At 37.2% G+C, this 24,032-nt stretch carries 25 protein-coding genes; 4 read left to right on the top strand and 21 right to left on the bottom strand.

Annotated elements, in window-relative coordinates; translation table 11 throughout:
• Positions 1-298: 298 nt before the first annotated feature.
• Together DRF58_RS13945 and DRF58_RS13940 are read left to right on the top strand one after the other, a co-directional pair.
• Entirely contained in the window at positions 299-1,711 is a 1,413-nt protein-coding gene (locus DRF58_RS13945) for a caspase family protein (protein ID WP_034741428.1), read from the top strand.
• 97 nt (positions 1,712-1,808) lie between these two features.
• Positions 1,809-2,948, top strand: a complete 1,140-nt coding sequence (locus tag DRF58_RS13940) for a hypothetical protein (RefSeq protein ID WP_034976031.1) — start codon at positions 1,809-1,811, stop codon at positions 2,946-2,948.
• Positions 2,949-3,374: 426 nt separating this feature from the next.
• On the opposite strand, the gene DRF58_RS18770 is transcribed toward DRF58_RS13940, so the two are convergent.
• The 8 genes from DRF58_RS18770 to DRF58_RS13905 all read right to left on the bottom strand — a co-directional run bounded on the left by DRF58_RS18770 (position 3,375) and on the right by DRF58_RS13905 (position 12,081).
• Complete coding sequence (locus tag DRF58_RS18770; RefSeq protein WP_228412860.1) at positions 3,375-4,052, bottom strand: 5'-nucleotidase C-terminal domain-containing protein; 678 nt, start codon at positions 4,050-4,052, stop codon at positions 3,375-3,377.
• Positions 4,049-4,756, bottom strand: coding sequence for a metallophosphoesterase (locus DRF58_RS18765; protein WP_245955470.1), 708 nt, complete (start codon positions 4,754-4,756; stop codon positions 4,049-4,051). The genes DRF58_RS18770 and DRF58_RS18765 overlap by 4 nt, the downstream gene beginning before the upstream one ends.
• A 53-nt stretch (positions 4,757-4,809) precedes the next feature.
• Positions 4,810-5,259 carry a DsrE family protein gene (locus DRF58_RS13930; RefSeq protein WP_034741435.1) on the bottom strand — a complete coding sequence of 150 codons (450 nt, stop codon included), beginning with the start codon at positions 5,257-5,259 and terminating at the stop codon, positions 4,810-4,812.
• Positions 5,259-5,864, bottom strand: coding sequence for a TlpA family protein disulfide reductase (locus DRF58_RS13925; RefSeq protein WP_034976033.1), 606 nt, complete (start codon positions 5,862-5,864; stop codon positions 5,259-5,261). Before DRF58_RS13925 ends, DRF58_RS13930 begins: the two co-directional genes overlap by 1 nt.
• A gap of 18 nt (positions 5,865-5,882) precedes the next feature.
• Complete coding sequence (locus DRF58_RS13920) at positions 5,883-6,425, bottom strand: TlpA family protein disulfide reductase (RefSeq protein ID WP_034741440.1); 543 nt, start codon at positions 6,423-6,425, stop codon at positions 5,883-5,885.
• The gene (locus DRF58_RS13915; RefSeq protein WP_206605225.1) at positions 6,425-7,477 is read right to left on the bottom strand and encodes an efflux RND transporter periplasmic adaptor subunit; all 1,053 of its coding nucleotides are present in this window, start codon (positions 7,475-7,477) and stop codon (positions 6,425-6,427) included. The genes DRF58_RS13920 and DRF58_RS13915 overlap by 1 nt, the downstream gene beginning before the upstream one ends.
• 68 nt (positions 7,478-7,545) lie before the next feature.
• Positions 7,546-10,704 carry an efflux RND transporter permease subunit gene (locus DRF58_RS13910; protein WP_034741443.1) on the bottom strand — a complete coding sequence of 1,053 codons (3,159 nt, stop codon included), beginning with the start codon at positions 10,702-10,704 and terminating at the stop codon, positions 7,546-7,548.
• Positions 10,705-10,713: 9 nt separating this feature from the next.
• Positions 10,714-12,081, bottom strand: a complete 1,368-nt coding sequence (locus DRF58_RS13905; protein ID WP_034741446.1) for a TolC family protein — start codon at positions 12,079-12,081, stop codon at positions 10,714-10,716.
• A 263-nt stretch (positions 12,082-12,344) separates the two neighbouring features.
• Between DRF58_RS13905 and DRF58_RS18940 the strand changes: the two genes are divergently transcribed.
• Positions 12,345-12,476, top strand: coding sequence for a hypothetical protein (locus DRF58_RS18940; RefSeq protein WP_262484514.1), 132 nt, complete (start codon positions 12,345-12,347; stop codon positions 12,474-12,476).
• Positions 12,477-12,651: 175 nt separating this feature from the next.
• On the opposite strand, the gene DRF58_RS13895 is transcribed toward DRF58_RS18940, so the two are convergent.
• From DRF58_RS13895 to DRF58_RS13840, 12 genes are all read right to left on the bottom strand, one after another.
• Entirely contained in the window at positions 12,652-13,356 is a 705-nt protein-coding gene (locus tag DRF58_RS13895) for a thioredoxin domain-containing protein (protein ID WP_034741451.1), read from the bottom strand.
• Position 13,357: 1 nt separating this feature from the next.
• Positions 13,358-13,654 carry a thioredoxin gene (gene trxA, locus DRF58_RS13890; RefSeq protein ID WP_034976039.1) on the bottom strand — a complete coding sequence of 99 codons (297 nt, stop codon included), beginning with the start codon at positions 13,652-13,654 and terminating at the stop codon, positions 13,358-13,360.
• A 10-nt stretch (positions 13,655-13,664) separates the two neighbouring features.
• On the bottom strand, positions 13,665-13,898 hold the full coding sequence (locus DRF58_RS13885; protein ID WP_034741459.1) for a hypothetical protein: 234 nt from the start codon (positions 13,896-13,898) through the stop codon (positions 13,665-13,667).
• Positions 13,899-13,906: 8 nt separating this feature from the next.
• Positions 13,907-14,518, bottom strand: coding sequence for a class I SAM-dependent methyltransferase (locus tag DRF58_RS13880; protein ID WP_034741462.1), 612 nt, complete (start codon positions 14,516-14,518; stop codon positions 13,907-13,909).
• A complete protein-coding gene (locus DRF58_RS13875) occupies positions 14,518-14,832 on the bottom strand; it encodes a rhodanese-like domain-containing protein (protein WP_034741465.1) in 315 nt (104 codons plus the stop codon). The genes DRF58_RS13880 and DRF58_RS13875 overlap by 1 nt, the downstream gene beginning before the upstream one ends.
• A 1-nt stretch (position 14,833) precedes the next feature.
• The gene (locus DRF58_RS13870) at positions 14,834-16,225 is read right to left on the bottom strand and encodes an MBL fold metallo-hydrolase (protein WP_034976041.1); all 1,392 of its coding nucleotides are present in this window, start codon (positions 16,223-16,225) and stop codon (positions 14,834-14,836) included.
• Between the two features lie 98 nt (positions 16,226-16,323).
• Positions 16,324-17,643, bottom strand: coding sequence for a hypothetical protein (locus DRF58_RS13865; RefSeq protein ID WP_034741471.1), 1,320 nt, complete (start codon positions 17,641-17,643; stop codon positions 16,324-16,326).
• 1 nt (position 17,644) lies between these two features.
• Positions 17,645-18,844: an NAD(P)/FAD-dependent oxidoreductase gene (locus tag DRF58_RS13860; RefSeq protein ID WP_034741473.1), complete on the bottom strand. Its 1,200-nt coding sequence runs from the start codon at positions 18,842-18,844 to the stop codon at positions 17,645-17,647.
• 218 nt (positions 18,845-19,062) lie between these two features.
• Positions 19,063-19,545: a DUF6691 family protein gene (locus tag DRF58_RS13855; RefSeq protein WP_116036329.1), complete on the bottom strand. Its 483-nt coding sequence runs from the start codon at positions 19,543-19,545 to the stop codon at positions 19,063-19,065.
• A gap of 11 nt (positions 19,546-19,556) precedes the next feature.
• Positions 19,557-20,120, bottom strand: a complete 564-nt coding sequence (locus tag DRF58_RS13850) for a YeeE/YedE family protein (protein ID WP_116036328.1) — start codon at positions 20,118-20,120, stop codon at positions 19,557-19,559.
• Between the two features lie 196 nt (positions 20,121-20,316).
• Positions 20,317-21,111 (bottom strand): sulfite exporter TauE/SafE family protein, encoded by a 795-nt coding sequence (locus tag DRF58_RS13845; protein ID WP_034741481.1) that lies wholly within the window; start codon positions 21,109-21,111, stop codon positions 20,317-20,319.
• Positions 21,112-21,184: 73 nt separating this feature from the next.
• Positions 21,185-21,817, bottom strand: a complete 633-nt coding sequence (locus tag DRF58_RS13840) for a Crp/Fnr family transcriptional regulator (protein ID WP_116036326.1) — start codon at positions 21,815-21,817, stop codon at positions 21,185-21,187.
• A 173-nt stretch (positions 21,818-21,990) separates the two neighbouring features.
• Between DRF58_RS13840 and DRF58_RS19165 the strand changes: the two genes are divergently transcribed.
• Complete coding sequence (locus DRF58_RS19165) at positions 21,991-22,371, top strand: YidH family protein (protein WP_072410509.1); 381 nt, start codon at positions 21,991-21,993, stop codon at positions 22,369-22,371.
• A gap of 179 nt (positions 22,372-22,550) precedes the next feature.
• Here the strand turns inward: DRF58_RS19165 and DRF58_RS13830 are convergent, their stop codons facing one another.
• Positions 22,551-23,786, bottom strand: coding sequence for a site-specific integrase (locus tag DRF58_RS13830; RefSeq protein WP_116036325.1), 1,236 nt, complete (start codon positions 23,784-23,786; stop codon positions 22,551-22,553).
• Positions 23,787-24,032: the final 246 nt, after the last annotated feature.

Raw genomic sequence — 24,032 nt, 5'->3', positions numbered from 1 at the left:
TATTACTGTGTGTTACCTTGCATATTAGTAAAACACAATTCTTTTATTTTGCCAAATTTAAATATTCTGGTTGCGTTATTGTCGCGACAAACTTTTTTCATATTGAGAGGAAACCGTAATTTTCTAACAATATCTTTTGTATATTGAGGTCTAAAGTGATGGAGAATATCAATATCGAAAAACACAAGTTGATTGTTTAAAGGTTATCCTTTTAGGTAATCAGAATAGCTTGCAAAATTCTAATTTTCTACATTTTATCAAGGAATATTTTAAAAACATCCAAAATCGACTTAGATATATGAAAACATTAGCAATTATAATTGGCAATAACAACTACTTTAAAGGAAATGAATTAACTAACGGAGAAAATGATGCAAATCAAATTGCTGGAATCTTTAAAGATTACAATTATGAGGTAAAATTATATCTAAATATCGATCAAAAAAACATAGTTGAAATTTTACAAGAATATAGCGACTTACTAAAAGATTTTGATGCATCTATTTTTTATTTTGCAGGTCACGGATTCGAAGTAGATGGAGAGAATTTTTTGGCGAGTATCGATTCGCAAATTCCTCCTGAAAATAAATATGTGGCAAAACAAAATTGTATTACTTTAAATGATTTATTTGACATATACAGGCAAAATCCTACTAAATTAAACATAGTGATATTAGATGCTTGCAGAAGATCATTTGGTCGCGGGACTGCACTTGGATTTAGTCCAATTATAGCTCCTAAAGGATCACTAATAGCATTTTCAACATCTCCAAATGAAGGTGCTTTAGATGTCGGATATGAGAATAATAGTATTTATACGGGCTCACTAATAAAGCACCTCTCGTCCGAAAGGATAGCTGTCGAAGATCTATTTAAATCTGTAAGAAAGACAGTTTTTGCATTGTCAGGAGGAAGACAAACAACTTGGGAACACACCTCATTAATTGGTGATTTTTACTTTTACAAACATCAAAAGCTAAATATTTTAAGCCTACCTTATAATCCGAATGTTTTGAAAGATGAAAATTATTATGAAGATTCAGAATTTTACAAAAAAATTAAAGAACTAAAGACCTACAATTGGTACAAACAAAATCCTGCAATTGATTATTTAATAACAATACCAGTAAGTCAATTAGATAAGGACCAAATGTTCATTTTAGGAAGAAATTTATTACAATGCGCTATTGGTGGGGCAAATTCCGCTATGACATTTTTTGAAAATCTTAATAGGTCACTACTAGATTTTCAAATAAACTCCGAGAATCATATTCTAAATGGAATTCTATTTGAAATGTATTACGACAGCAAAGGTGAATTCAGATTTAATAATTTTAAAGGAAATTATAGAGAAGAAATTTTTAAATTAAGAGATAATCCAGCATTCAATCAATCATTCGATTTCATAAATGGTATTTTAATTCAACAGGATTACTCTGTATTATTTTTACCAAATTCGCAGACAATAAATATTGAAATTAAATGCAGCCAAAAAACAACAAACGATGGTTTTGGAGATAGAATAGTCCAGGTGATCGAATCAATAATCTTTAACGGAAATGATATTAAAAAAGAAATATCGAAGTATTATATTGATGGGTATAATGAAAATGGATTAAAGACAGTCCTAGCCAAATATCTTAATGCGCCAGTTGAATCGATAAGAATTAATTCGAATTTTGAACTTAGATACATTAGATTTATTATATAAAAAACACATTAAAATAGTTTAAAATTATTTTATCTAAATCATTGAAGATGCTTAAAGCCGGAAAATGAAAACCCAACTACCTGCATAAAAATAGAATATGAATATTGAAAAATACAAAGAAAATGCCCTGAAAATATTATTTCCAATAAAGCAAGTCGATGATAATACAAAAGCAAACGAAAAACTATTATTTTTTGCTGAAAGAAGTGATGCAGGAAGGGAGATACAGGATTACTACTTAGTTTATTTTCTATTTGTAAATTTATTAGGTTTCAAAGACACAGGAAGATCTGAAAAGCTGGCTTGGTCTATTCCAATTGATTTTAATGGTAAAGCATTTCTGATTGAACACAGGAAAATGGGAGTTGGGGTTTTTATTCAAAATAAGGAAGATGAAGAAGATGCGAAAATAATTACTAAGAAAATTAACGGTGCGATAAAATCTTCAAGACCATATTTTAACCACTTGGCAGCAGAGGCTATCAAGAGTTCCGAAATAAATATTGTAAATAATAATGGATATTTATTTGAACGATTTAACTATTTTCTAAATCTATATAAATCAGAAAATAAGAAACTAGAAAAATTATCTAAAGAAAGGATTTCTATTGATGGCACTTTTGTTCTAGGTTCCAAAAATTACTACAAGATACGGCAAAGCACAAAATGGTTAGCAATTTCAACTATTGAATCATTTTTTAGCTGGACAGAACATCTATTTATTCATCTTGCTATCCTTACACAAAAAATAAAAACAGGGGAAGAAGTCACAAAATTAATCGATGCCGAATGGAAAACTAAATTCAATACTGTCATATCTGACGATATGTTAAAGGAATATTATATTGAATTACTGATGATAAGGAATCAGGTAAGGAACTTTGTTGCTCACGGTGCATTTGGAAAAGACGGCAATGCATTCCACTTTCATTCCGGAGCCGGTGCTGTACCAGTAATGATGAACTTTAATAAGACTAAAAATAGGTTTTCTTTTCAAGGCACACTGGAATTTAAAGATAATGAAGTTATATGTTTGATAGAATCTTTTATCTCTGATATGAATAGCAGCAATTTAAAACCTGCACTCACATATACCCAAGGGCAAGGTTTGATCACAATATTACCTTATGCAAGCAATGGGATGTATGAATCTGCAATGCACGATAATGATATTATGGAAAAATTTTGTGATCATTTGCAGGGAATATTTGATAACTCAGCAAATATGGATTGGTAATCTAAATCTATAAATAAACTTACAAGCCAATGACAAAAATTGAAAGGGTAGAGCAATACTTACACGAATTTTTTACATATAATATTTTTGAGTTCAATGATTTTTATAGGAAGTTTATTACTAGAGACTCGTTGTAGTTTATCTCTTAAAAAAATATTGTGGAAAATTTCAATTTGAACGATTAATATCTCACAGATTTCCTACGATATAAAACCTACTTTATTTTTACAAATATTTTTAGATTATATTAATAATAAAACAGACTGAACTTGAATGATGCCGCAGACGGATCAGTCATCACTCTAACAGGATTTACTAATCTGGAAAACTTTATCAACAGCCTGATCTTATAGCAACATTCAATCATCGTAATTGCCCAGCACATAAAATAAAAGGCAGAGGATCTTCGGATCTTCTGCCTTTATTTCAGACCAAAAGAAAAGAATCTTCAGATCTTTCAATGTGAAAATTATTCTCAAGATAATATGTCATTGCTGTTATGGCATTAGATCCTGTCTCTGTGCGGTTTTTCCCATATTTCTTTGGAACATCCTGCTCGGTGAGGAAAGCAACTTTGTAAACCTTGTCTTTTTGTAAATGTCTTCCCTGAAAATAGATTTCCTGAATTCTGTAACCCGGCGGATTTTCAATGCGCATCAAAATTCTCAATCCGTTGCAACGCTTAACATAACCTCCCATTTGTTTCATCGGCTCTGCGGAAAAGGTCCGCTCCAGATTTTCTTCTAACATTTCAAAGATCTCTTTTCCAGTAAGCTCTGTGGTGGAAATAGGCGGATTCATCGGCACGATTTTGTATAAGTCCCAGAGGGTAATATTTCCGACATTTATAGGTGCACCATAGCGCCATCCGTTGGAAAAGGAGATCTCAACGTCCGTCGCAAAATTGACGGCAGACAGAAGAAAGTCATCCATAGTAGAAGACAGCGTGGAATAGCGGTGCAAAATATGTTCTGTCGTCCCCAATACTGTACTTTTCATTTCAGCAAAAGACTGTAGACTTTTTTCCACCAGATCTTTAACTTCTACATCTTCATCAATACTGTCGTCAGTTTCAATGATCTTGTAATCAAAATGTGTAATCATTCCATTTTGACATCAAGCTTTAGATTTCCTACAAATGATCCGTGGCAGCCACATTGGATGATAATGCAGTTTCCTGCTTTTTCTGCTTCGTACATCCTGTTATGGGTGTGTGCACTGAGACAAATATCGATTCCTTCCACTTTTTTGAGCAGTTCGATATCTTGCGGATAACCATTGTGCGACAAAAGAATAATAATGTCCACAGCATCCTCTCTTAATTCTCTGACGCATTGATTCGTCTCTTCAATTCCATCGGTCACCGTTATGCCTTCACTGAACTTCTCCGGCATTGTCTTATCGATAATATTGGAACAGATCCCGATTATACCAATTTTGAGTCCTCCAATTTCAGATATTTTGTAAGGTAGTAGAAATCGTTTTCCCTGCTCATCAAAAACATTGCAGCCCAAGACGGGATAATTGAGCTGGCTTTCCAGTTTTAACAGATGTCTTGGTGTATAGGCAAAGTCCCAGTGTCCTACCATTGCATCAAATCCAAGTTGGTTAAGTATGGGAATCAAGACCTCTCCTTTCGACTGTACCACCGGAACTGTTCCGTGAAACGTATCCCCTCCGTCAAAGAGCAATGCGTTCGGATTTTCTGCCCTGATCTTTTTGAAGATGGTCTGAATTCTGGCATAACCTCCTGCACTTTTAACATATTCTTTCTGATAGTCATAAAACAGCTCTGGATGGGGTTCCATATAGCCGTGCACATCGTTGATGAATCCTATTGATAATTTCATAATTTCCAATTTTAGGGTTTAACTATTGCCCATCCTTCATCCTGTCTCAAAATCATTTCCCCGTTTCCGCTGGGGGTGTAATTTACAAACTCAAATAATTCGGACTTTTCGATCTTTTTTTCACGAAGGGTATTTTCGCACTGTACCATCACTACCCCCTTATCTTGCAGACCTGTAAGAAGTTCCCCGTAGGGGTTTTTCTTTCTGAACATTTCCACTCCGCCCCCAAAGGCCAGCAGTTCGACCTTCAGTTTGCCTTTCAGCCTGGGATCTTCCATCGCGTTATTGATATTTCTGATAATGACTCTGATTTTCTGGTCATCACCTTCATTGATCACATACAAAGCCTTGTACTCCTTATTAATAGATTTTGCAGGTTCGTAAACTGTTGCCTTTTGCGCAAAACCCATAAACCCTGTCAGGAAAACTGAGAAGGTCAATATCTTAATTAAGTTTTTCATTATTTTTCATTTAAAAGTTGATTGATTTCTTGATAGAATGATTCTTTGCTGTAGTCTGCCATTCCCGCATGATGCATCCTAATTTTTCCTGATCTGTCCAAAACGACGGTCGTAGGAAGTGAACCATTAAAAAAAGCAGTTGGAATCGAACCTTCTGCAACTAAAAACGGAACAGTGAATTGTTCTTTTTCAAGATACATCTTACCCAAGGCGGTCTGCTCATCCAGATTGACTGTAAGAAAAACAAGATCTTTATTGGATTTAAATCGGACGTAGAATGTCTGAATCGAAGGGAATTCCGCACGGCAAGGCGGGCACCAGGACGCCCAGAAGTTAATAAATACCACTTTTCCCTTGAGGTCAGAAGTATTGATGATCTCACCTTTATCATTTCTGACACTGAAGTTTTCAGTACTGGACAAAGGAGTCGACTCAACGGCCGGCTCTGTTTCCTTTTCTTCAATCTTTGAGTTCATAAGACCGGTAGAGATGATCTGGCGCATCAGCCAGGCTTTTGCATCGGGACTCACAAGCAACACGATGAATATTGACACCAAAAGTGCCGTACTCCAGTTCTTCCGAAGCCATATTTTAAATTTTTCCATTGTTCTTATTTTAATAAATTATTGTCCGGTTAACTTTTTCAGCGCTTCATAAATCTCAGGTCGGTCAAAATCTTGCCCTCCCTGCATCTGTGCTTCGAGTTCTCCTTTTTTATTAAAGATCAAAGTCGTCGGAATTGCTCCCTGAAAGTACTGCGAAGGAATAGTGTCTGCTGCTACATACACCGGAAGATCGTAGTTTTTATCCTTCATAAATTTCTTAGACTTTGTCAGGTTGGCTTCCACATTGAGAAGGACAAAAACGATATTGTCATTTCCCTTGAATTTGTCTTTCAGGTCTCTGATGCTCGGCATTTCTTCGACACAAGGCCTGCACCATGTGGCCCAGAAATTTACAAAGACCACCTTCCCTTTCAGTTCACTCAAAGCAATTTTCTTTCCGTTCTCATCGATTAAGATGATATCCTCATTATCATTTACATTATTTTGTGGGATGGGCCCATCCTGATTCTCAACTCTTGATTGCATCGCACTCAAAGAAAAAGAAAACAGGGTCATCATAAGAATGAAAATAGGTGTTTTAAATTTTAAGGTCGTTATCATTATTTATTTTTTTTTGGGGTTGATATCTTTCCTTCCTCAATTTCTTCGGAAGGTTTTACTAGAACTTTGTCATGGCCGAATAGTGCACCAAAGACCTCGGTCATTTTTTCGTAGGTGATTCCTTCTTTCACAGCAACTCTGCTTACCGTATTATCATTGAAGGTCATCACAAAGGTTCCGGATTGAGTCTGCAGAATACTTTTCGTGGGTACAAAAAATGTAGGTGCACTTCTTTTCAGATTGAGCTGGACCTGTGCATATTCCCCCCCTTTTAAGACAGTGCCCGGATTTGGAACGTCAAACTCAAGGGTCATCGAACGGTTTTCCTGACTGATAACACCGGAATTCCTTGAAAGATGCGCTTCAAAATTTTTTCCCGGGATAGAGTTGACCGTAAATTGCGCCACTATCCCCTCATTGACACTTGATGCATGTTTTTCAGGAAGAGATACCGTCAGTCTCAGCTTATTTTTCTGAGCAATACTGAAAAGAGCCATTCCTGAATTGGGACCAACCAAGGCTCCTACCGACAGATTCCTATCCATTATCACACCACTGAAAGGTGCCGTGATCCTAAGGTACTGATTCATCTGTGAAGACCTACCGGTGCCCGCTTTTGATGCCTCGTATGTTGCTTTGGAACTCTGCATAATGCTTTTAGCCCTATCCAGTTCTATGTCGGCAACAGCTCCTTTTGTACTGGCCGCGTCCTGCAATCGCTCAAAAGCCTGTTTAGCATAAAGATAGTCGGTGTATGTTTTCTGCTGTGAAGATTTATCGGATAGGTAATCCTGATTCATTTCTGGTGCTTCCAGAACTGCAAGAAGCTGACCTTTGGTCACAACTGAACCTCTGTCAACATAAATTTTCTTGATAAATCCGGCAACCTTCGCAAAGATCTGCACCGATTCATAAGGTTTCAGTTCGCCTGGAACGGAAATCTGATAAGTGGGATTTATCAGCTTGATTTCTGTGGTCACGAAAGACCGAGCAGGCTGAACTGTTTTTTTTGTTTCATTTTTACTTTCCTTTTCGCCCGAGCAGGAAGCCATTCCCAAAAGAACGACCGGAATGAAGATGTATTTTATTTTATTGATGATTTTCATTATTTTTTAATTATTTAAGATTGTACGAAAAATTTACTTTCCTCATCTTCCGGATCCAAGGAAGGATTTGAATGTCCTGCATTGGACATTACTGCTGCAAAAAAATGCGGAACCAAAAGCAGAATGGTAAGAGTGGATGCGATGATACCACCGATAACAGCTCTACCAAGTGGAGCAACCTGCTCAGAACCTTCCCCGATACCGATTGCCATAGGAATCATCCCGGCAAGCATCGCCAAAGCGGTCATCAGTACAGGGCGGAGTCTGGACGCCGCTGCCATTCTCGCAGAATGAAGCGCACTGATATGGTAATGTTTACGGTAGTACTCTGCCTGATTGATAAGTAATACGGCATTTGAAACCGAAACACCGATGGACATAATCATCCCCATATATGACTGGAGGTTGAGCGTACTGCCGGTAATGAAAATCAAAACAAGACTTCCCACGATCACGGAAGGAATCACGGAAAGAACAACAAAAGGTACTTTAAATGACTGATAATAAGCAGAAAGCATTAGGAATATCGCTAGTACTGCCGCCAAAAGTCCCATTGCAAGACTGTCGAGTGTATCATCCAGTAGCTGTAGTGTGCCTTCTGTCCAGACAGAAACACTTTTTGGAGGTTTTCCGGTCTCACTGATGGCATTTTTTACCGCTTTGGAAGCAGAGCCCAGGTCTTTTCCGTACACATTTCCGATAATCGTTACATATCTCATAGGTCCCTTTCGGTTGACCTGTGCAGGTGCGGTCGTTTTTTTAACTGTAGCGATATCTTCAAGAACGGGTCTCGGGCTGTCTTTTTTCAGTGGAAGTGATTTCAGGATCTCTTCAGAGTTCATTATACTTTCTGGAATCTGGACCTGTGTCTGAAAGACAAGTCCTGATTTTGGGTCGACCCAGAGGTTCTTGTCGGTGTAGCGGGTTGAAGAGGTAGCGGTCACAAGACTGCGTGTCACATCCTGCATCGTCAGTCCGAACTGCGCAGCGAGATTTCGGTCTACGTTGATCTGTAACGTCGGATATTGAAGTGGCTCTGCAATGCGGACGTCTCGCAGGAAATCGTTGCTTTTCAGCTTTTCCTCTATTTTTTTTGCGTGAGATGCCGCCAGTTTCAGATTCGGAGATCCTACCTTGATTTCTATCGGGGTCATCGATCCCTGTCCAATAATTTTTTCGGTAAGTTCCATCGGTTCAAAATTGATTTGTGCTTCAGGATGCTTTTCAGCAATCTTCTTGCGGATCTTTTCTTTCAGATCTTCCATAGACCCTGAAAAGATCTCCTTATTTACAGAAACCTGCAAAACAGACTGGTGTGTTCCGTTGGTGAAAAGAAATATGGGATTGATCGGCGTTGCTGCCGGATGTAAACCGACATAGGCCGAACTGATGCTGACCGCATTTTCCGGCAAAATACCTTCAATATCTTTGAGAATATCCTTCACCAGCTTTTCAGTTTTCTCCAGACGGCTTCCCTGTGGCGCATCAATTCTCATCTGAAAATCACCGCTGTTGGAAAGAGGCATAATATCGGTTCCCAATGAGCGCATCATTAAAAATATTAAAAGGCCCGAGAAAATGATATAGGCCGAAAACAATACCAAAGTCCTTCCCGACCATTTTCTCATTTTGTGACTGTAGCCCGTTCTGAATCGATAGAAAAAACTCCTGTTTTTAACATAATGCTTCTCAATATGCTTATTCTTCATCATCCAGTTAGCCAGGATCGGAACGAAGGTCTGGGATGCCAGAAAGGAAGCTATCATTGCGAATGCAACTGCAAAAGAAAGCGGAAGAAACATATCTTTTGGAATGCCCGTCATAATGAAGGCAGGCGTAAGAACGGCCAGAATACATAATAATATCAGCACCTTCGGAATGGAAATTTCAAGTACTGCATCAAGAATGGCTTTGGGTTTGGTTTTCCTCATTTCCATATGCTGGTGGATATTCTCGATCGTGACCGTAGCTTCATCTACCAAAATTCCGATGGATAGGGCTAACCCACTCAAGGTCATTATATTAATAGTATATCCTGCAAAATAGAGCACACAGACGGCTGTTAATATTGCTATGGGAATTGTAAAGACCACGATCAGTGCACCTCGAAGGTCACCAAGGAAAAGAATAATGACCAGTCCTGTAAAAAGTGCACCCAAAAGTCCTTCATGAATTAGATTTGAAAGGGAACGTTCAATATATTTTGACTGGTCAAATTCATAACTCACCTTCACATCATCCGGAAGCTGATCTCTCAGTTTTGGCATTGCTTTTTTTAGATTTTCAACTGCTGTCAGTGTTGAAGCATCTGATTTTTTGATCACCGGGAGATACACAGAGCGTTTCCCATTGACCAATGCATATCCAGATGTCTGGTCAGCTCCATCCTGAACATTGGCTACATCACCCACGTAAAGAGTTCTACCGTCTTGGGTCTTTATCGGGATTTTAAGAAACTCCGCAGGATCTTTGGCTATGGAATTGATCGGTGCCATATAATTCGTTTCGCCCATTCTGATATTTCCTGCTGGCGAAGGATGGCTGCTTTTTGTGATCGCCAAAGTAATTTCTTCCGGACTTAGTCCGTTACTCTGCATTGCAGCCGGGTCAATATTTACAACGATCGAACGGATGTTACCCCCAAAAGGTGCCGGAGCCGTAATACCGGGAATCTCAACAAACATCGGCCGGATTTTGGTTAGGACCATTGTCTGAAGCTCTGTTACAGAGTGATTGTCACTTTCAAAGACAAGTTGACCGACCGGGAGTGAATTACCGTCAAACCGCACAACCATAGGCGGTACTGCACCGGGTGGTAAAAATCCCATTGCCCGTGAAACCTGCGTGGAAACCTCACCTGCAGCCTGCGCCATATCGGTGCCTGGATAAAAGGTCAGTTTCATTAAGGTCAGTCCCTGAACACTTTTGAAATCAATATTCTTGACACCATTCACAAAGAGTAAAACTTTTTGAAATTCATTGGACATAAAACCATCCATATATTGAGGTGAAAGCCCTCCGTAAGGCATCGCAATATACATTGACGGCAACTCTACCTCCGGGAAAATATCTACTTTTATTTTTTTTATAGCTGTAAGCGAAAGCACAATGACCGACAGGAAAACGACCATGACGGCAATGGGCTTTCTGAGCGCAAAACGTATTAAATTCATTCTAAAATTTTAAAGTTGGGTAAATAAATAATCAAAATCGCCGGTGAGTTCAGCCTTTGCTATGACCTGCTCCCAGAATTCTTTTGCGGCATCGATCTGACTTTTTTCTGCATTTTCAAGAATCTGACGGATCTGTAACAGTTCAGTGAGGGTAATAAGACCACTCTTGTATCTTGCTACATACATTTCGTAGGCATCTGATGCGCCTTTCACAGAAGCACTTTCTTTCTTAAGTTGTTTTTGCTGTTCTACAATCCTGCTTTCAAGGGCTTTAATCTCAGTCTGCATTGATAGCTGATACTGGTTTTCGAGATAACCCAGACGTTCCGCTTCTTTTGACAGCATATTGGCTTTTTGCCTGTTCGTATGAAGACTGCTGATATTCCACGTCAATCCAAGTCCAACAAGAGCATTGTTGGCAGAATTGGAGAAACCATCGGTAAATTTCCCTGAGACATTGCCATATGGATCGGATCCTGAACCTCTGTAAGCATAACCTCCCAAGATCTTAAGCGACGGAAGTGATGATCTTCTCTCTGTTTCCGCTTTGGTCTGATAGTATTCGGACTCCTGATGGATGGACTTTAAAAAAGGATGTGATGGATTAACCTTCTCACTGTTAAAAGAATTTATTTCAGGGTCAAGAAAATGACTGACCTGGTAATCCTCTACTTTAAAATTATCAATGTAAAATTCCTTAAGTTTTTCTGTGGCTGCCTGCTGCTTTCCAAACCAATTATCTTGCATTGCCAATGCCTGAACGTACGATGAATAGGTAAGTACAGAATCTGCTTCCGGTTTGAGACCGGCACGCGAAAGGGCTTTGCTTGAACTGTGGATTTCTTCGAGCCTCGTCGAGTTTCTCTCTGCCCATCTGAGCTTGGCGCCATTAAAGACATAGTCAAGATAACGTTGTGATAGCAATTTTTTGAGCCTCAGCAAATAGGATTCTTTATCTGTCCTGAGCTTTTGTGTGAACTCATTTGCTGATCTTTCCTCGGATCTCTGACGCCCGAAGTTGTAGATCTCGTACTCCGCAATGGCTGAGCCGAAATTGTTTGAGGATAAAGAGGAGCCCGAATTCCTGTTTCCGGAAACATTAAAAAAACCGGACTGTGGGAAAAAACCACCACTGCTTCCCTCTAATGTTCCGTAGGTATTTTGATATTGAAGCTTTACCTGTGGTAATGCCTTGGATTTTACTGTCTCTTCGTTATATTCTGAAGATTCTATTGCAGACTCGGCTGCACGGATCCCTGAATAGTTTTTTTGTGTTTCTGTCCATATTTTACCCAAAAGTGATTCTTGCTGGGCATAAAGGACAGACTGCTGAGTAATCAGCCCAAAAATAAGGACTGAAAGACTTTTTCTTATCATTGTATGAAAGATTAACAGTTACCGAAATGATTCCGATAAGGATTAATAAAAATTTAAAATCAATCGTTTGAGTCTCTACAAGAAGAGACCAATTAAATTTTAAATCAAATGATAAGTTTGCGGTATTGTATGAAGATGGGAACCGTAATTCCAATTTTGGAAGTACTGTAAAATGGATGTTCTCTAAGATTTATAAACAGAAATGCCCCTGCAAATAGAATGAATGTAAATGCAGCAAGCTCCTGAAATTCCGCCACTGAAAAATGGGTATCATTTTTAGCGGTAATTTCTCTTTCCTTGCAAAAGTTGCAGACAGAGGCCGTGGTTGTGTTGGTGGTAAATTTCTCCTTTGGTGCGGAGGTATGACTTTTAGCGGAAGGCTGCAGACTGAGTAGGTTTTTGATACCGTATTTTACAGCGCAGGAAGAAATTAAAATACATATAATGAAAAACATTGCAATAACGCTTTTCATTATATGATTGGTATTTAATTTCTGATAAGTCATTCCTGCAAATATAAATTTTTAATTACTAAGGTCAAAAACATTAACAGAATTTATATGAAATACATTATTGTGCAATCTTGTTTTTCACTTCCTGCTCTGTTGCAAAACCTAAATTATCCCAGACTAATTTATCGTTTTTATACAGCTTCAGGACCGGTAGTGCAGAAACATTCAGTTCTTTGCAGAGTTCTGTATTTGCATCTGCATCTATTCTTAAAATTTTCACCTTATCCGGCATTTCAGCAGCCATCTTTTTAAGGTAAGGCTCCATCTTTTTGCAGGGAGCGCACCATTCTGCATAAAAATCCACCAGAACGGGAGTATTGCTTTTCAACATTTCCTTATACTGGGCAAGACTAATTCCTGTAGCAGTTGATGCTTTGATCTCCGGAAGCTCAGCGTTCCTCCACTTCATCATTCCTCCCTGCATTTCATATACATTTTTAAAACCGATTTCCTGAAGTTTTGCAGCGGCGGCCGTACTTCTGGGTCCGCTCATACAATACACAAATACAGGTTTATCCTTATCGAGCGCTTTTGCTTTCTCTGTGAAGTCATCTGCATTCCAGTCGATGTTCATTGCACTTTTAAGATGACCGTTACGAAATTCTCCAGGTGTTCTTACATCAACCAATTGTGCATCTTTGGTCTGGTCCAATTTTTTAGAAAATTCTTTGGCAGGAAGACTGCTCTCGCTTTTGTTACTCTGAGCTTTTCCGCATCCTGTAATTGCGATGAGAAAAAATACAACGATTAGGTTTTTATACATTTTAAAGGTTTTGCTTGATTAATCTTTCCAGTTCATCCGCCTGAAAAACACCGGATTGTTTCCATTTTACTTCTCCATTTTTCAAGATCATCAAAGTAGGAACACTTCGGATTCCGAATTGCGAGGCAACCGCCTGGTTTTTGTCGATGTCAATTTTAACAATGCTTGCTACATCACCAATATTCTTTTTGAGATCCTGAAGAATAGGCGCCTGCATTTTGCATGGACCGCACCATTCTGCAAAGAAATCTACCAATACGGGTTTCTCCTGACTGATTAGTTCCTGAAATTTATTCATTTTTCAGATTTTATTTGATTTCTTCATATTCAACCTTATCCCCATTTTTTTTTGAATTTCTTGTTGGGACAGAACAGTTTCCCGCAGCACAACAGCCGATATTGAATAGTGGCATTACAACAAAAACCATTCCGACAGCCACCAAAATCCACATTCCAGATTGTGTGGCTTCTACAACAAGGAAAATTCCCATTGCCAGACGAAGCAACCTTACAAAGTTCCAGTTTTTAAATAAATTATCCATACTTTTCTTTATCTTTTTGTACCAAAAAAGCGTACAACCGAAGCTTTTCCTTTGTGATAAGCGCCTTCACTCAGTATGGTTTCGGAAATATATGCTTCCTGAAAATCGAAATCGGAAAAATCAGTTTTCAGTTCTTCTAAATCATAAAGCATTTCCCAATGTTTTGGTCCGCCTGCATTTGGATTTTCGTCTTGAAATTTAGAATGCTCTTTACTGAAACCTTCCAGAATAATTCCCCCACCTTTCTTCACAAGCGATGAAAACCATCTGTGCAAATCCCGCCTCAATATTTCAGGAAAATGGGCAAAAACCATTACTAAAAGGTCAAAACTTTCTTTTTTATAACCTATTGTATCTGCCGAAACCGTTGTGTAATTTATTTTCACCGAGTTTATTTCAGCAAGCTGCATCGCTTTCTTTTTGCCTTCTTCACTTTGGTCAAAAGCCTCAACTTCAAAACCCTGAATTGCCGCATAAACAGCATTCCTACCCTCTCCTTCAGCAGGAAAAAGAGCTTTTCCGGGAGTGAGTTCAGCCAATTTTTCGGCAAAATAGATATTTGGTTGATCTCCGTACACAAAATCTGACTGGCGGTATCTTTCGTCCCAAAAATCTTTCATTATTGTTCCGTTAGTTTTATCATATTCTGTACACTGCCACCGTTGAGAACATTCGTGATTCCGTTTCGTTCCAATGTTCCTTTTGCCATTGCGCTACGGTTTCCACTTCTACAGAAAACAATGATGTTTTTCTTATTCCTGAACTTGGAAATCTGGTCTTTGACGACATCCAAAGGTATATTAACAGCCCCTTCAGCACTTCCCGAAGCAAATTCTACGGGCGTTCTTACATCTACCAAAAAAGCACCTTCTCCCAACGCAGTTTCCAGCGCAGCATTGTCTTTTTTTCCGAATAACATTGATAATAAATCCATCTTAATTTTTTACAGGGTTTGCTTTTTCTGTCCATTCTTTCATTCCGCCAGAGAAATTTTTGACGTTCTCAAAACCGTTTTTCTTCAGTAGAGAATAGGCAATTGCTGCTCTGTCGCCACTTTGACAATGAATTACAATTGGTTTTTCATGGGAAATTTTATCCAGATTATCCTCCAAAGTTCCCACAAAGACATTCTCAGCATTCTCAATACGTCCTGCGTCATATTCGGTTTTATTTCTTACATCAACCACCTGAATATTATCTCTGTTCAGATAAGATTTGAATTCCTCAATATCAATAATATCGGCAGTCTGTAATTCTAAGTCTAAATTTTTCACGTCATCAATATAGCCCATCATTTGATCCATCCCGATTCTCATCAGTTTTCTGGTAAGATCTTCCATTTGTTCTTCCTGAGCAACCAAAATAAACGGCTCGGAATAATTGACAATCCATCCCATCCACGTGGAAAATGAATTATTACCCTGAATATTGATGCTGTTTGGTATAAAACCTTGGGCAAAATCTACTTTATTTCTCGTGTCTATAATTTTAACTCCATTTTGATAAGCTTTCAAAAATTCTTCTTTGGAAAGTTTCGGATGTTTTGGAACTTCTTTTAATAAAGGTCTTTCCACTTTGTTGAGTTTTTTCATCATTGCAAAATATTTTGGAGGTTCCGGCTGTCCTTCCAGCAGATATTCTACAAAACCTTCCTCATCTTCTTCATATTGAAAAGCCCAGTTTCTGATTTTTTCATAACCTACCGTTGAACTCGGAACTGCACCCAAAGCTTTTCCGCAAGCCGAACCTGCACCGTGTCCCGGCCAAACTTGGATAAACTCCCGCAATCTGCTAAAATCCTGAACAGAATGAAACATTTCTTTCGCTCCTTTTTCCTGAGTTCCTGTAATTCCGGCCGCCTTCTCCAATAAATCTGGTCTTCCTATATCTCCCACAAAAACAAAATCTCCTGTAAAAATCATCACCGGTTCGTCCGTTGCAGGATGATCGGTCAATAAAAAGCTGATGCTTTCCGGCGTATGTCCCGGCGTGTGAATGACTTTTAAAGTTAAATTTCCAACTTTAATGATATCTCCATTCGTTAATCCGGTATGTGGAAACTGATATTGCCAATCTTCACCACCTTCATCCGAAAGATACATTTTTGCACCCGTCACTTCCGCAAGTTCTCTAGAACCCGACAAAAAATCGGCGTGAATATGAGTTTCTGTAATATGTGTAATCGTGAGATTATTTTCTTTGGCAATCTGAAGATAGGTATCGATATCTCTTTTGGCATCGATAACAATGGCTTCACCTTTTGCCTGACATCCTATTAAATAGCTAGCCTGCGCAAGGCTCTTATCATAAATATGCTGAAAAAACATAATGTAATTTTTTAGGGTTATACTTTTTTAATATTATAGTACAAATTTCGGGGTTTACAAAGTGTTATACCGCTACTTTTGTTACATAAGTTAATTTTTCAAAACCAATAATTCGTAATTAAATTTAACTGATTATAATTGGTCTTTTGATAGACTGCAATTGGGTTTGAGCTTTGCAGATTTCTTTTAAAAATGTAAAGCAAATCAACTTCCAGTTTATGACTGACTTTGTAAGCGACAAAGCTATTCCATTGCAAAAAATCATCTGTATTGTACTTATTATTTTTAAAATCATTTTCGGAAACTCCGTTGCTGATGCTAAAATCTGAGTGAGCCGACCATTTTCCATGATGAAATAAGACCGAAACTTTTATAATATCAACATTTCCAAAACCTTCCAATCTGCTTCTCGGAAGCGATGTGAAAAACTGATCTCTTCCCAATTCTTTCGGAAATAAAAATCTGCCGGTATCAAATGCTTTAGAATAAGCAAACTCCAAAGCGAAATTTTTGATCTTATATCGAAACAAAAAACTTGCAACCTGACCGTTTTCATCTGGCTGGACATATCTTTCGTAATATTTTAATCGACTTTGGTAAGAATCCGGAATCTGATAACTGTAAATCAACCCAAAATCCCATTTAGGAAAATTTAAACCCAGCTGAAACCAAGATGTATTGAGTGTTTTATCTAAATGTATGTTGTAAAAATTAATATCTGCAATTCGAAATTTTCTTCCGTAGTGAAAGATGGCAACACCTGTGCTGTTATTTTCACTGAGATAATCTGCTTTTGAGCTGTCTGGTTGAAATCCGTTATCCAATACTCCGATTGCGTCTTTCATTTTTGACCATTCTGAATTTGAACGCATTGAAACAGAATTCAGCAATGCTACATCAACCTGTGATTTACCGGAAGTAAAATTCCAGCTCAATCCGCCATATTCTATAGGTAACATTCTGCCGTCACTTGGATTGATAAGCGGAGAATATTTAATCGGAATTTTTCCTATCGTAAATTTTGATTTCCCTTTCTCGTATTGTAAATACAACTGATTAAGCCTTGAAACGGCATAAAGATTCTGAGGAGAAGATAAGTCAAAAAGTTCCCGTTCCCACTTGGAAGATTTTCCGGATTTCAAATCCTTTTCTTCCAAATCTGATGATGCAACTTTAGAAAGATACGAAGCAGAAACTCCAATGGAAATACGTTTTACGGGTTTGTATTCAACCTTTAAATTTCCTGCTAAAGCATCTGCCCAATAATCGGTACCTGTAAGATTGTCTGTTGACATCAAAAAGTTTCGTAGATTTCCTGAGATGATGACTTTATCACGATTATCTAAATTAACAGATTGCGTTTTAACCATTGAAAAAGCAAACACCAAAATTATTGACGTAACTTTTTTGGTATACATTTCAAACTTCTTTTCCTTTCAGCATTTTGTTCCAATAGAGATACGGGAGAATATATTTCTTGAGAATCCAAAGTCTCCAATGCTCTTTTGAACTGTCTGAAATGAGCATCTTTTTGAGATTCGGGTCTGGTGTGAACTCATTTTTATAGTTAAATTCTGCCAAAACCATTTTTCCGTAACCTGTTACAAGCGGGCACGAAGAATATCCATTATAAGATTTGTTATCTGGTTTTGCACCTAAAATCATATTGATGAGATTAGAAACCACTACAGGAACTTGTTTTCGAATTGCAGCACCAGTTTTTGCAGTTGGAAGTCCGGCTACATCTCCTACTCCGAAAATATTTTGAAATTTATTGTGCTGAAGACTGTTAATATCAACATCAAGCCAGCCTGCCTCATTAGCTAAAACTGAATTTTTAATAAAACGTGGAGCTTCCTGTGGCGGCGCAAGATGAAGAAAATTAAACGGAATCTCAACAATACGATCTTCGTTTTTGAAATAGGCAATTTTATTCACCGGGTCAATCTTAAAAAGTCCGTGCAGTGTTTTTAAATCGATATGGTAACGGTAAATGACTTTCATCAACGTTTCAGCGACTTCTTTTACGCCAAAAATAACACCACCGGGAAGCGCAAAAGTAATTTTTACCTTATCTGAAATACCTTTTCTCCTAAAATAATCTGCGGCAAGATACATTATCTTTTGCGGCGCGCCTCCACATTTGATGGGCGTTGTAGGCAAAGTGAACAGCGCATTTCCTCCTTTAAAGCTCTGAAGAGATTTCCACGTAAACTCGGGATCTATATAGTTACTGCAAACAATACCCGTTTTCACCGCCTCTTCTAAACCTTCTACCAGAGAAAGATTATTCACCAGCCCAGGTGCAACCACGAGATATTCGTAAGAATAACTCGTGCCATTATCTGCAGAAATCTTGTTTTGTTCGGGATGAATTTCTGTAACCTTGTTTTTAAGCCAGGTTACACCATTGGGAATTAAATCTTTTGTCTGTCTTGCTGTGTCTTTAAAATCGTAAGTTCCAGCTCCTACGAGAGTCCACGCTGGTTGGTAATAATGTTTCTCGGAAGGGTCTATGATGAGAACATTGAGGGATTCATTGGTATTTATGAGAGAAGCAGCAGTCATAATTCCTCCTGTTCCTGCTCCGATAATGATGATTTGAAAATGATTTTCCATAGCCAGACTTTTTGATGATTTGTAAAGCTAAATAATCTGATAAAAACAGTAAGTAACATTTGTTACATAAGCTAAAAACTAAGCATAAAATATAAAATAATTTAAAAATAAACTCAAAATACCTCAATATTAACAACAGTCATCAAATAATATTGTAAAAAAGAGACTGATTCAAAATTGAATCAGTCTCTTACGATTAGATTTTTACTGAAAATATATTAGTGGGGCAATTTATCCCTCAAATATCCATAGACCCAAGTTCCAAAAATGGCACTCAGCAAAGTAACTCCAACAGCCAATGCACCTGTTCCAATCTGTGCGAAAAGAGGTCCCGGGCAAGCCCCTGTAATCGCCCAGCCAAAACCGAAAATCAATCCGCCATAGATCTGCCCTTTGTTAAATTTCTTCGGTGCAATTGAAATCTTTTCCCCATAAATTGTTTCGATGTTGAATTTCTTAATAATAAACACTGAAATCATTCCTGTAAGAACTGCACTACCGATTACGCCGTACATAAAAAACGACTGCAAACGGAACATCTCCTGAATCCTGAACCAGCTGATGATCTCTGCTTTTACAAAAACAATTCCGAATGCTACTCCCACAAAAAGGTACTTCAGATTGTAATACCATTTTTGAGTCAAATAGCTTTGTGTTGCGCCAACGCTGTCCTGTGGACTTAAATCTTTTTCTTTTGTCATCTTATTTCAAATTAAAGTGAAAGAATAATCGGCAAAATCACATTCGCCATTAAAAAACCTCCTGCCATAAAACAAATGGTTGCAATGAGTGATGGCAACTGTAAATTTGACAATCCCATAATAGCATGTCCACTGGTGCAACCACCCGCATAGCGTGTTCCGAAACCTACCAAAAATCCACCGACAACCATAGTAATGAAACCTTTTATCGTTAAAAGACTCGCAAAATTCATCAATTGAGCAGGAACGAGATTGCTGTAATCGGTAATTCCGTAGGTTGCAAGTTCGGCTTTCAGATTCGGATTAATCGATAATTCTCCAGGATTCATAAGGAATTGAGATGCGACAACTCCACCGAGCAAAATCCCAAAAACGAAAAACAAATTCCAGAGTTCTTTTTTCCAGTCGTATTTGAAAAAAATAATGTTGGCTGGAATACACGCTGCGCAAATATGCCTTAAAGATGAACTGATTCCAAAAGATTTGTTACCCAGTATCAGCAAAGCCGGAACTGTAAGCCCTATTAACGGACCCGCAATATACCACGGCCAGGGTTGTTTTATAACTTCTATCATTTTAATTAATTTATTTCAAAAATATATGTTTAAGATTACATATACGGTTACTTTTGTTACAGAGCAGTTTATTTCTCTTTTCTAAAATACAAAATAGATTTTTCGAATAAAAATAACTGAATTCTTTTATTGAGAATCAGCGAACCTGGATGCAATAATTTTCCGACAAACTCACGCTGCAAAAGATGCTCAAAAGCTACATTAAAAGCTCTCTTACAATAATGTAAATTCCCATTATTAAGATGAACCAGCCGAAAGCAGGTTTGAGTTTTCTACCGTCTATTTTTTTTGACAATTGTGCTCCTATAATAATCCCCACTATGGAAATGGATGAGACCGTTGCAAGTAGTTTCCAGTTGATCGGGACGTTGTGCATTGAAGTGAAAAATCCGATAAGGGAATTCAGGGAAATGATGACAAGCGAGGTACCGATGGCTACCTTCATTGGTGTCTTGAGCAAATTGACGAGTGCAGGAATAATCATAAAGCCACCACCCGCACCGACCAAACCAGTAAGCACCCCGACAACCGACCCTTGCCCTGCTGCCAAAAGATTGTTATTTTTATTAAAATGAATCGATTCTATCTGCGGCGCTACTCTACTTTGAATCATTTTGTACGATGCGAGAATCATTAATAATGCAAAAATCAGAAGTAATAAGATATCTTTGGTAACCACTAAAGTACTGATTGTAAGAACTTCATCAGGAATCAGTGGCAAAATAAAATTTCTGGTCAAAAAAATAGATATTATTGACGGGACACCAAAAACCAAAGCTGTTTTTATATTAACCAGCCCTTTCTTAAAGTAGGAAAATGAACCTACCACACTGCTGATTCCAACTATGAAAAGTGAATATTCTGTGGCTACGAAGGCATCTATACCAAAGAGATATACTAAGACAGGCACAGTAAGAATACTTCCCCCTCCTCCTATCAGCCCTAAGGAAATACCAATAAATATTGCGGCAATGTATCCGAAAATTTCCATCTCTTTAATTTTATATGACAAAAATGGATATTTCTATTTTACTGCACCGCTACTTTTGTTACATAAGAAAATTTTAGTTCAGATCTGAAAAAATAATTTTGTTTCTTCCCAATTTCACTTTTCCAGAATCTTCCAATTGCTTTAGAAGTCGGGAAACAACAACTCTTACTGTTCCAAGTTCATTCGCAAGCTGCTCGTGAGTAACGACTATAGTATTTGAATTTGCTATTTCTGCTTTTTTAGTAAGAAGATTTAGTAGTCGCTCATCTACCTTTTTAAAAGCTATAGCATTAATAATATCCAGTAATTCTTCAAAGCGTTTGTGATATAGTCTGAAAATATAGTCCAGCCATTCCGGATATTCTTTGATAAAGAGCGACACCTTTTCTACAGGTAAGAAAAGTATTTCGGAATCTTCTTCAACTTCTGCCTTTACAATACTCTTTTCATTATGCATTCCACCAAGAAAAGACATAATGCAGCTTTCACCTGCTTTAATATAGTATAATAATATTTCTCTTCCATCTTCTTCCGTTCGTATTACTTTCAACAATCCCTTCATTACAAGTGGTATAGATCGGATCGAAGCATTTTCATCTAGAATGATTTCACCTTCCCGGTAGGTTTTTAGATTACCATTTTGGTAAAGCTTATCAAGTAATTCCTGTGAAGAAATGACATCGGAAGAAAATGCAGTATGTTCCATTGCAAAAATATTTCATCTAATATAATGTAATTCTTCTGAATGTAAACCGTCAATATGTAACCTAGAACATTTTATCTTGTTGCAAATTGCTAATCGATAAAAAATCTATTTCAAACTTAATTTGTAAATTTGGTATTGTTAGCTATTGTGGGCAAGATAAATTTTAATAAGATATGAATAAAGATAAACCTAATCATACCAGTGAACATTTGGCAAATGAAAGAACATTTCTTGCGTGGATGCGAACATCGATAGCATTGATGGGTTTCGGATTCGTATTAGTTAAATTTTCCTTATTTCTTAAGCAGATATCTTTAGTTGCAGAAGCTAAAAACATAGTTCACTTTCAAAATGGACATTCCAGTCTTGTAGGGATTATAATTGTAATTGTTGGAGCTATAGTTTTATTATTTTCATATATTAACTACTACAATAACAAAAAACGTATTAATAATAATACATTTTACGAGAACAACATTTTCTTGCTCATAGTCACCATTGTTTTATTTTTGCTGAGCATTTTTTTAATACATTATCTATTAAATAACATATAAATGATACTCACAGATTTCAATTAATTAGCTATTATAAATCAATAAAAATCGAAAGAGTGCTTCGTATAGATGATGGGAAAACGCAGTCCGATTTCCTTGAAATTAAGTTTGTTCCCAAAGTTCAGTAGATAATCTTTATTATTACAATTATCAAAAATCCTTCAGCAAAACCGAGCTACCTAAAAAATTACAACAGTTTCCTTGTTAGTAAATTTTTGTTTCAATTCCATCATATCCTTACTGACTTTTTTATCAAGTATTTTCGCATAATGCTGTGTTGTCTTAATGCTCTTGTGACCTAGCATTTTACTAACACTTTCAATGGAAACCCCATTAGACAAAGTGATTGTAGTTGCAAAGGTATGTCGTGCAATATGATAGGTCAATTCTTTGTTAATTCCGCACAAGTCAGCAATCTCTTTAAGATATGCATTCATTTTTTGATTACTAAGAATGGGCAGCAACTTTCCATTATTAAGACATACTGGATGATTTTTGTATTTTTCAATAATTTTCTCTGTTTGAGAAAGCAAGGGAATATTAGAAGTAGTTTTAGTTTTCTGACGTTTTGTATAAATCCATTGAGAGCCATCAAGTCCCAAATTGATATTTTGATATGTTAGTTTTTGAGTATCAATGTACGCTAGTCCGGTGAAACAGCTGAACAGAAAAATATCTCTTACCAAAGACAATCTTTCATTGTTAAAATCTTTGGCAAAAAGTACTTCTATCTCCTTTTCATTAAGGAACATTCTTGTCACTTCATTAAACTTAGAATGATAGTTCATAAAAGGATCTCTTTCCAGCCATCCATTTGCAAGACAGATACGAATAATCTTACCAAAATTCTTGATATATTTTACTGCAGAATTATTATTACAGGATTTTTCAGTCCTTAAAAAAAATTCAAAATCGTTTAGAAAAGCATAATCGATCTTTTTTATTTCAATGTCGGTAATACTGTATTTCCATTTCAAAAAATCTTTGGTATGTTTCAGACAGGTCTTATAACGGGTTAATGTTCCTTGGGCAAATTCTTTGTCTATAAGTTTCTCCATTCGATCATTATGATCCTGAAAAACGGGAATGAGTGTTCGGGTTATTCTACCTCTACCTACTAACTTATTCTTAAGAGCCTCAGAAGTTACTGTTTCGTTATCTCTGATTAATTCGTGATAGGTATCGTAAACTTTTTGCTCAAATGTTTTCAAATAATAATTAAGGGATCTGCATTCTTCCGAAGAGCCACTAACCTTCTGCATTGCAGAATTCCATTTCGTAGGCTTTACTGTACGCTTTGTGCTTATTTCGGTTATTTTGCCGTCGATGGTAATCCGCAAATAAATAGGAGACTCTCCTACAGAATTGATTTTCGATTTCTTCACATAGAAAAGTAAATTGAATGTCTTGTTCATATCGTTTAGCTTTTGAGATTTAAAATTAACCTTAGTAAAAACTTAACACAAGATGTTCAGTTGCTGAACCAGCTGCTGAAAAGGGTTTGTCTGAATTTCCAGTGACCTTTTTAACCTATTTCAACAGGTCACTGAATAGGTCACTTTGGATCAATCTCAAAAGTTGTGTGCAAATTGAAATAAGTTTTCGATTTTTGCAGTAAACTTTAAGAACATTGGATCATTATCTGGAACTGCTGAAACATA

Origin of the sequence: Epilithonimonas hispanica, from assembly GCF_003385395.1 — a bacterium.
Lineage (GTDB): Bacteria > Bacteroidota > Bacteroidia > Flavobacteriales > Weeksellaceae > Epilithonimonas > Epilithonimonas hispanica.
This window is presented reverse-complemented; position numbering and strand designations above follow the sequence as displayed.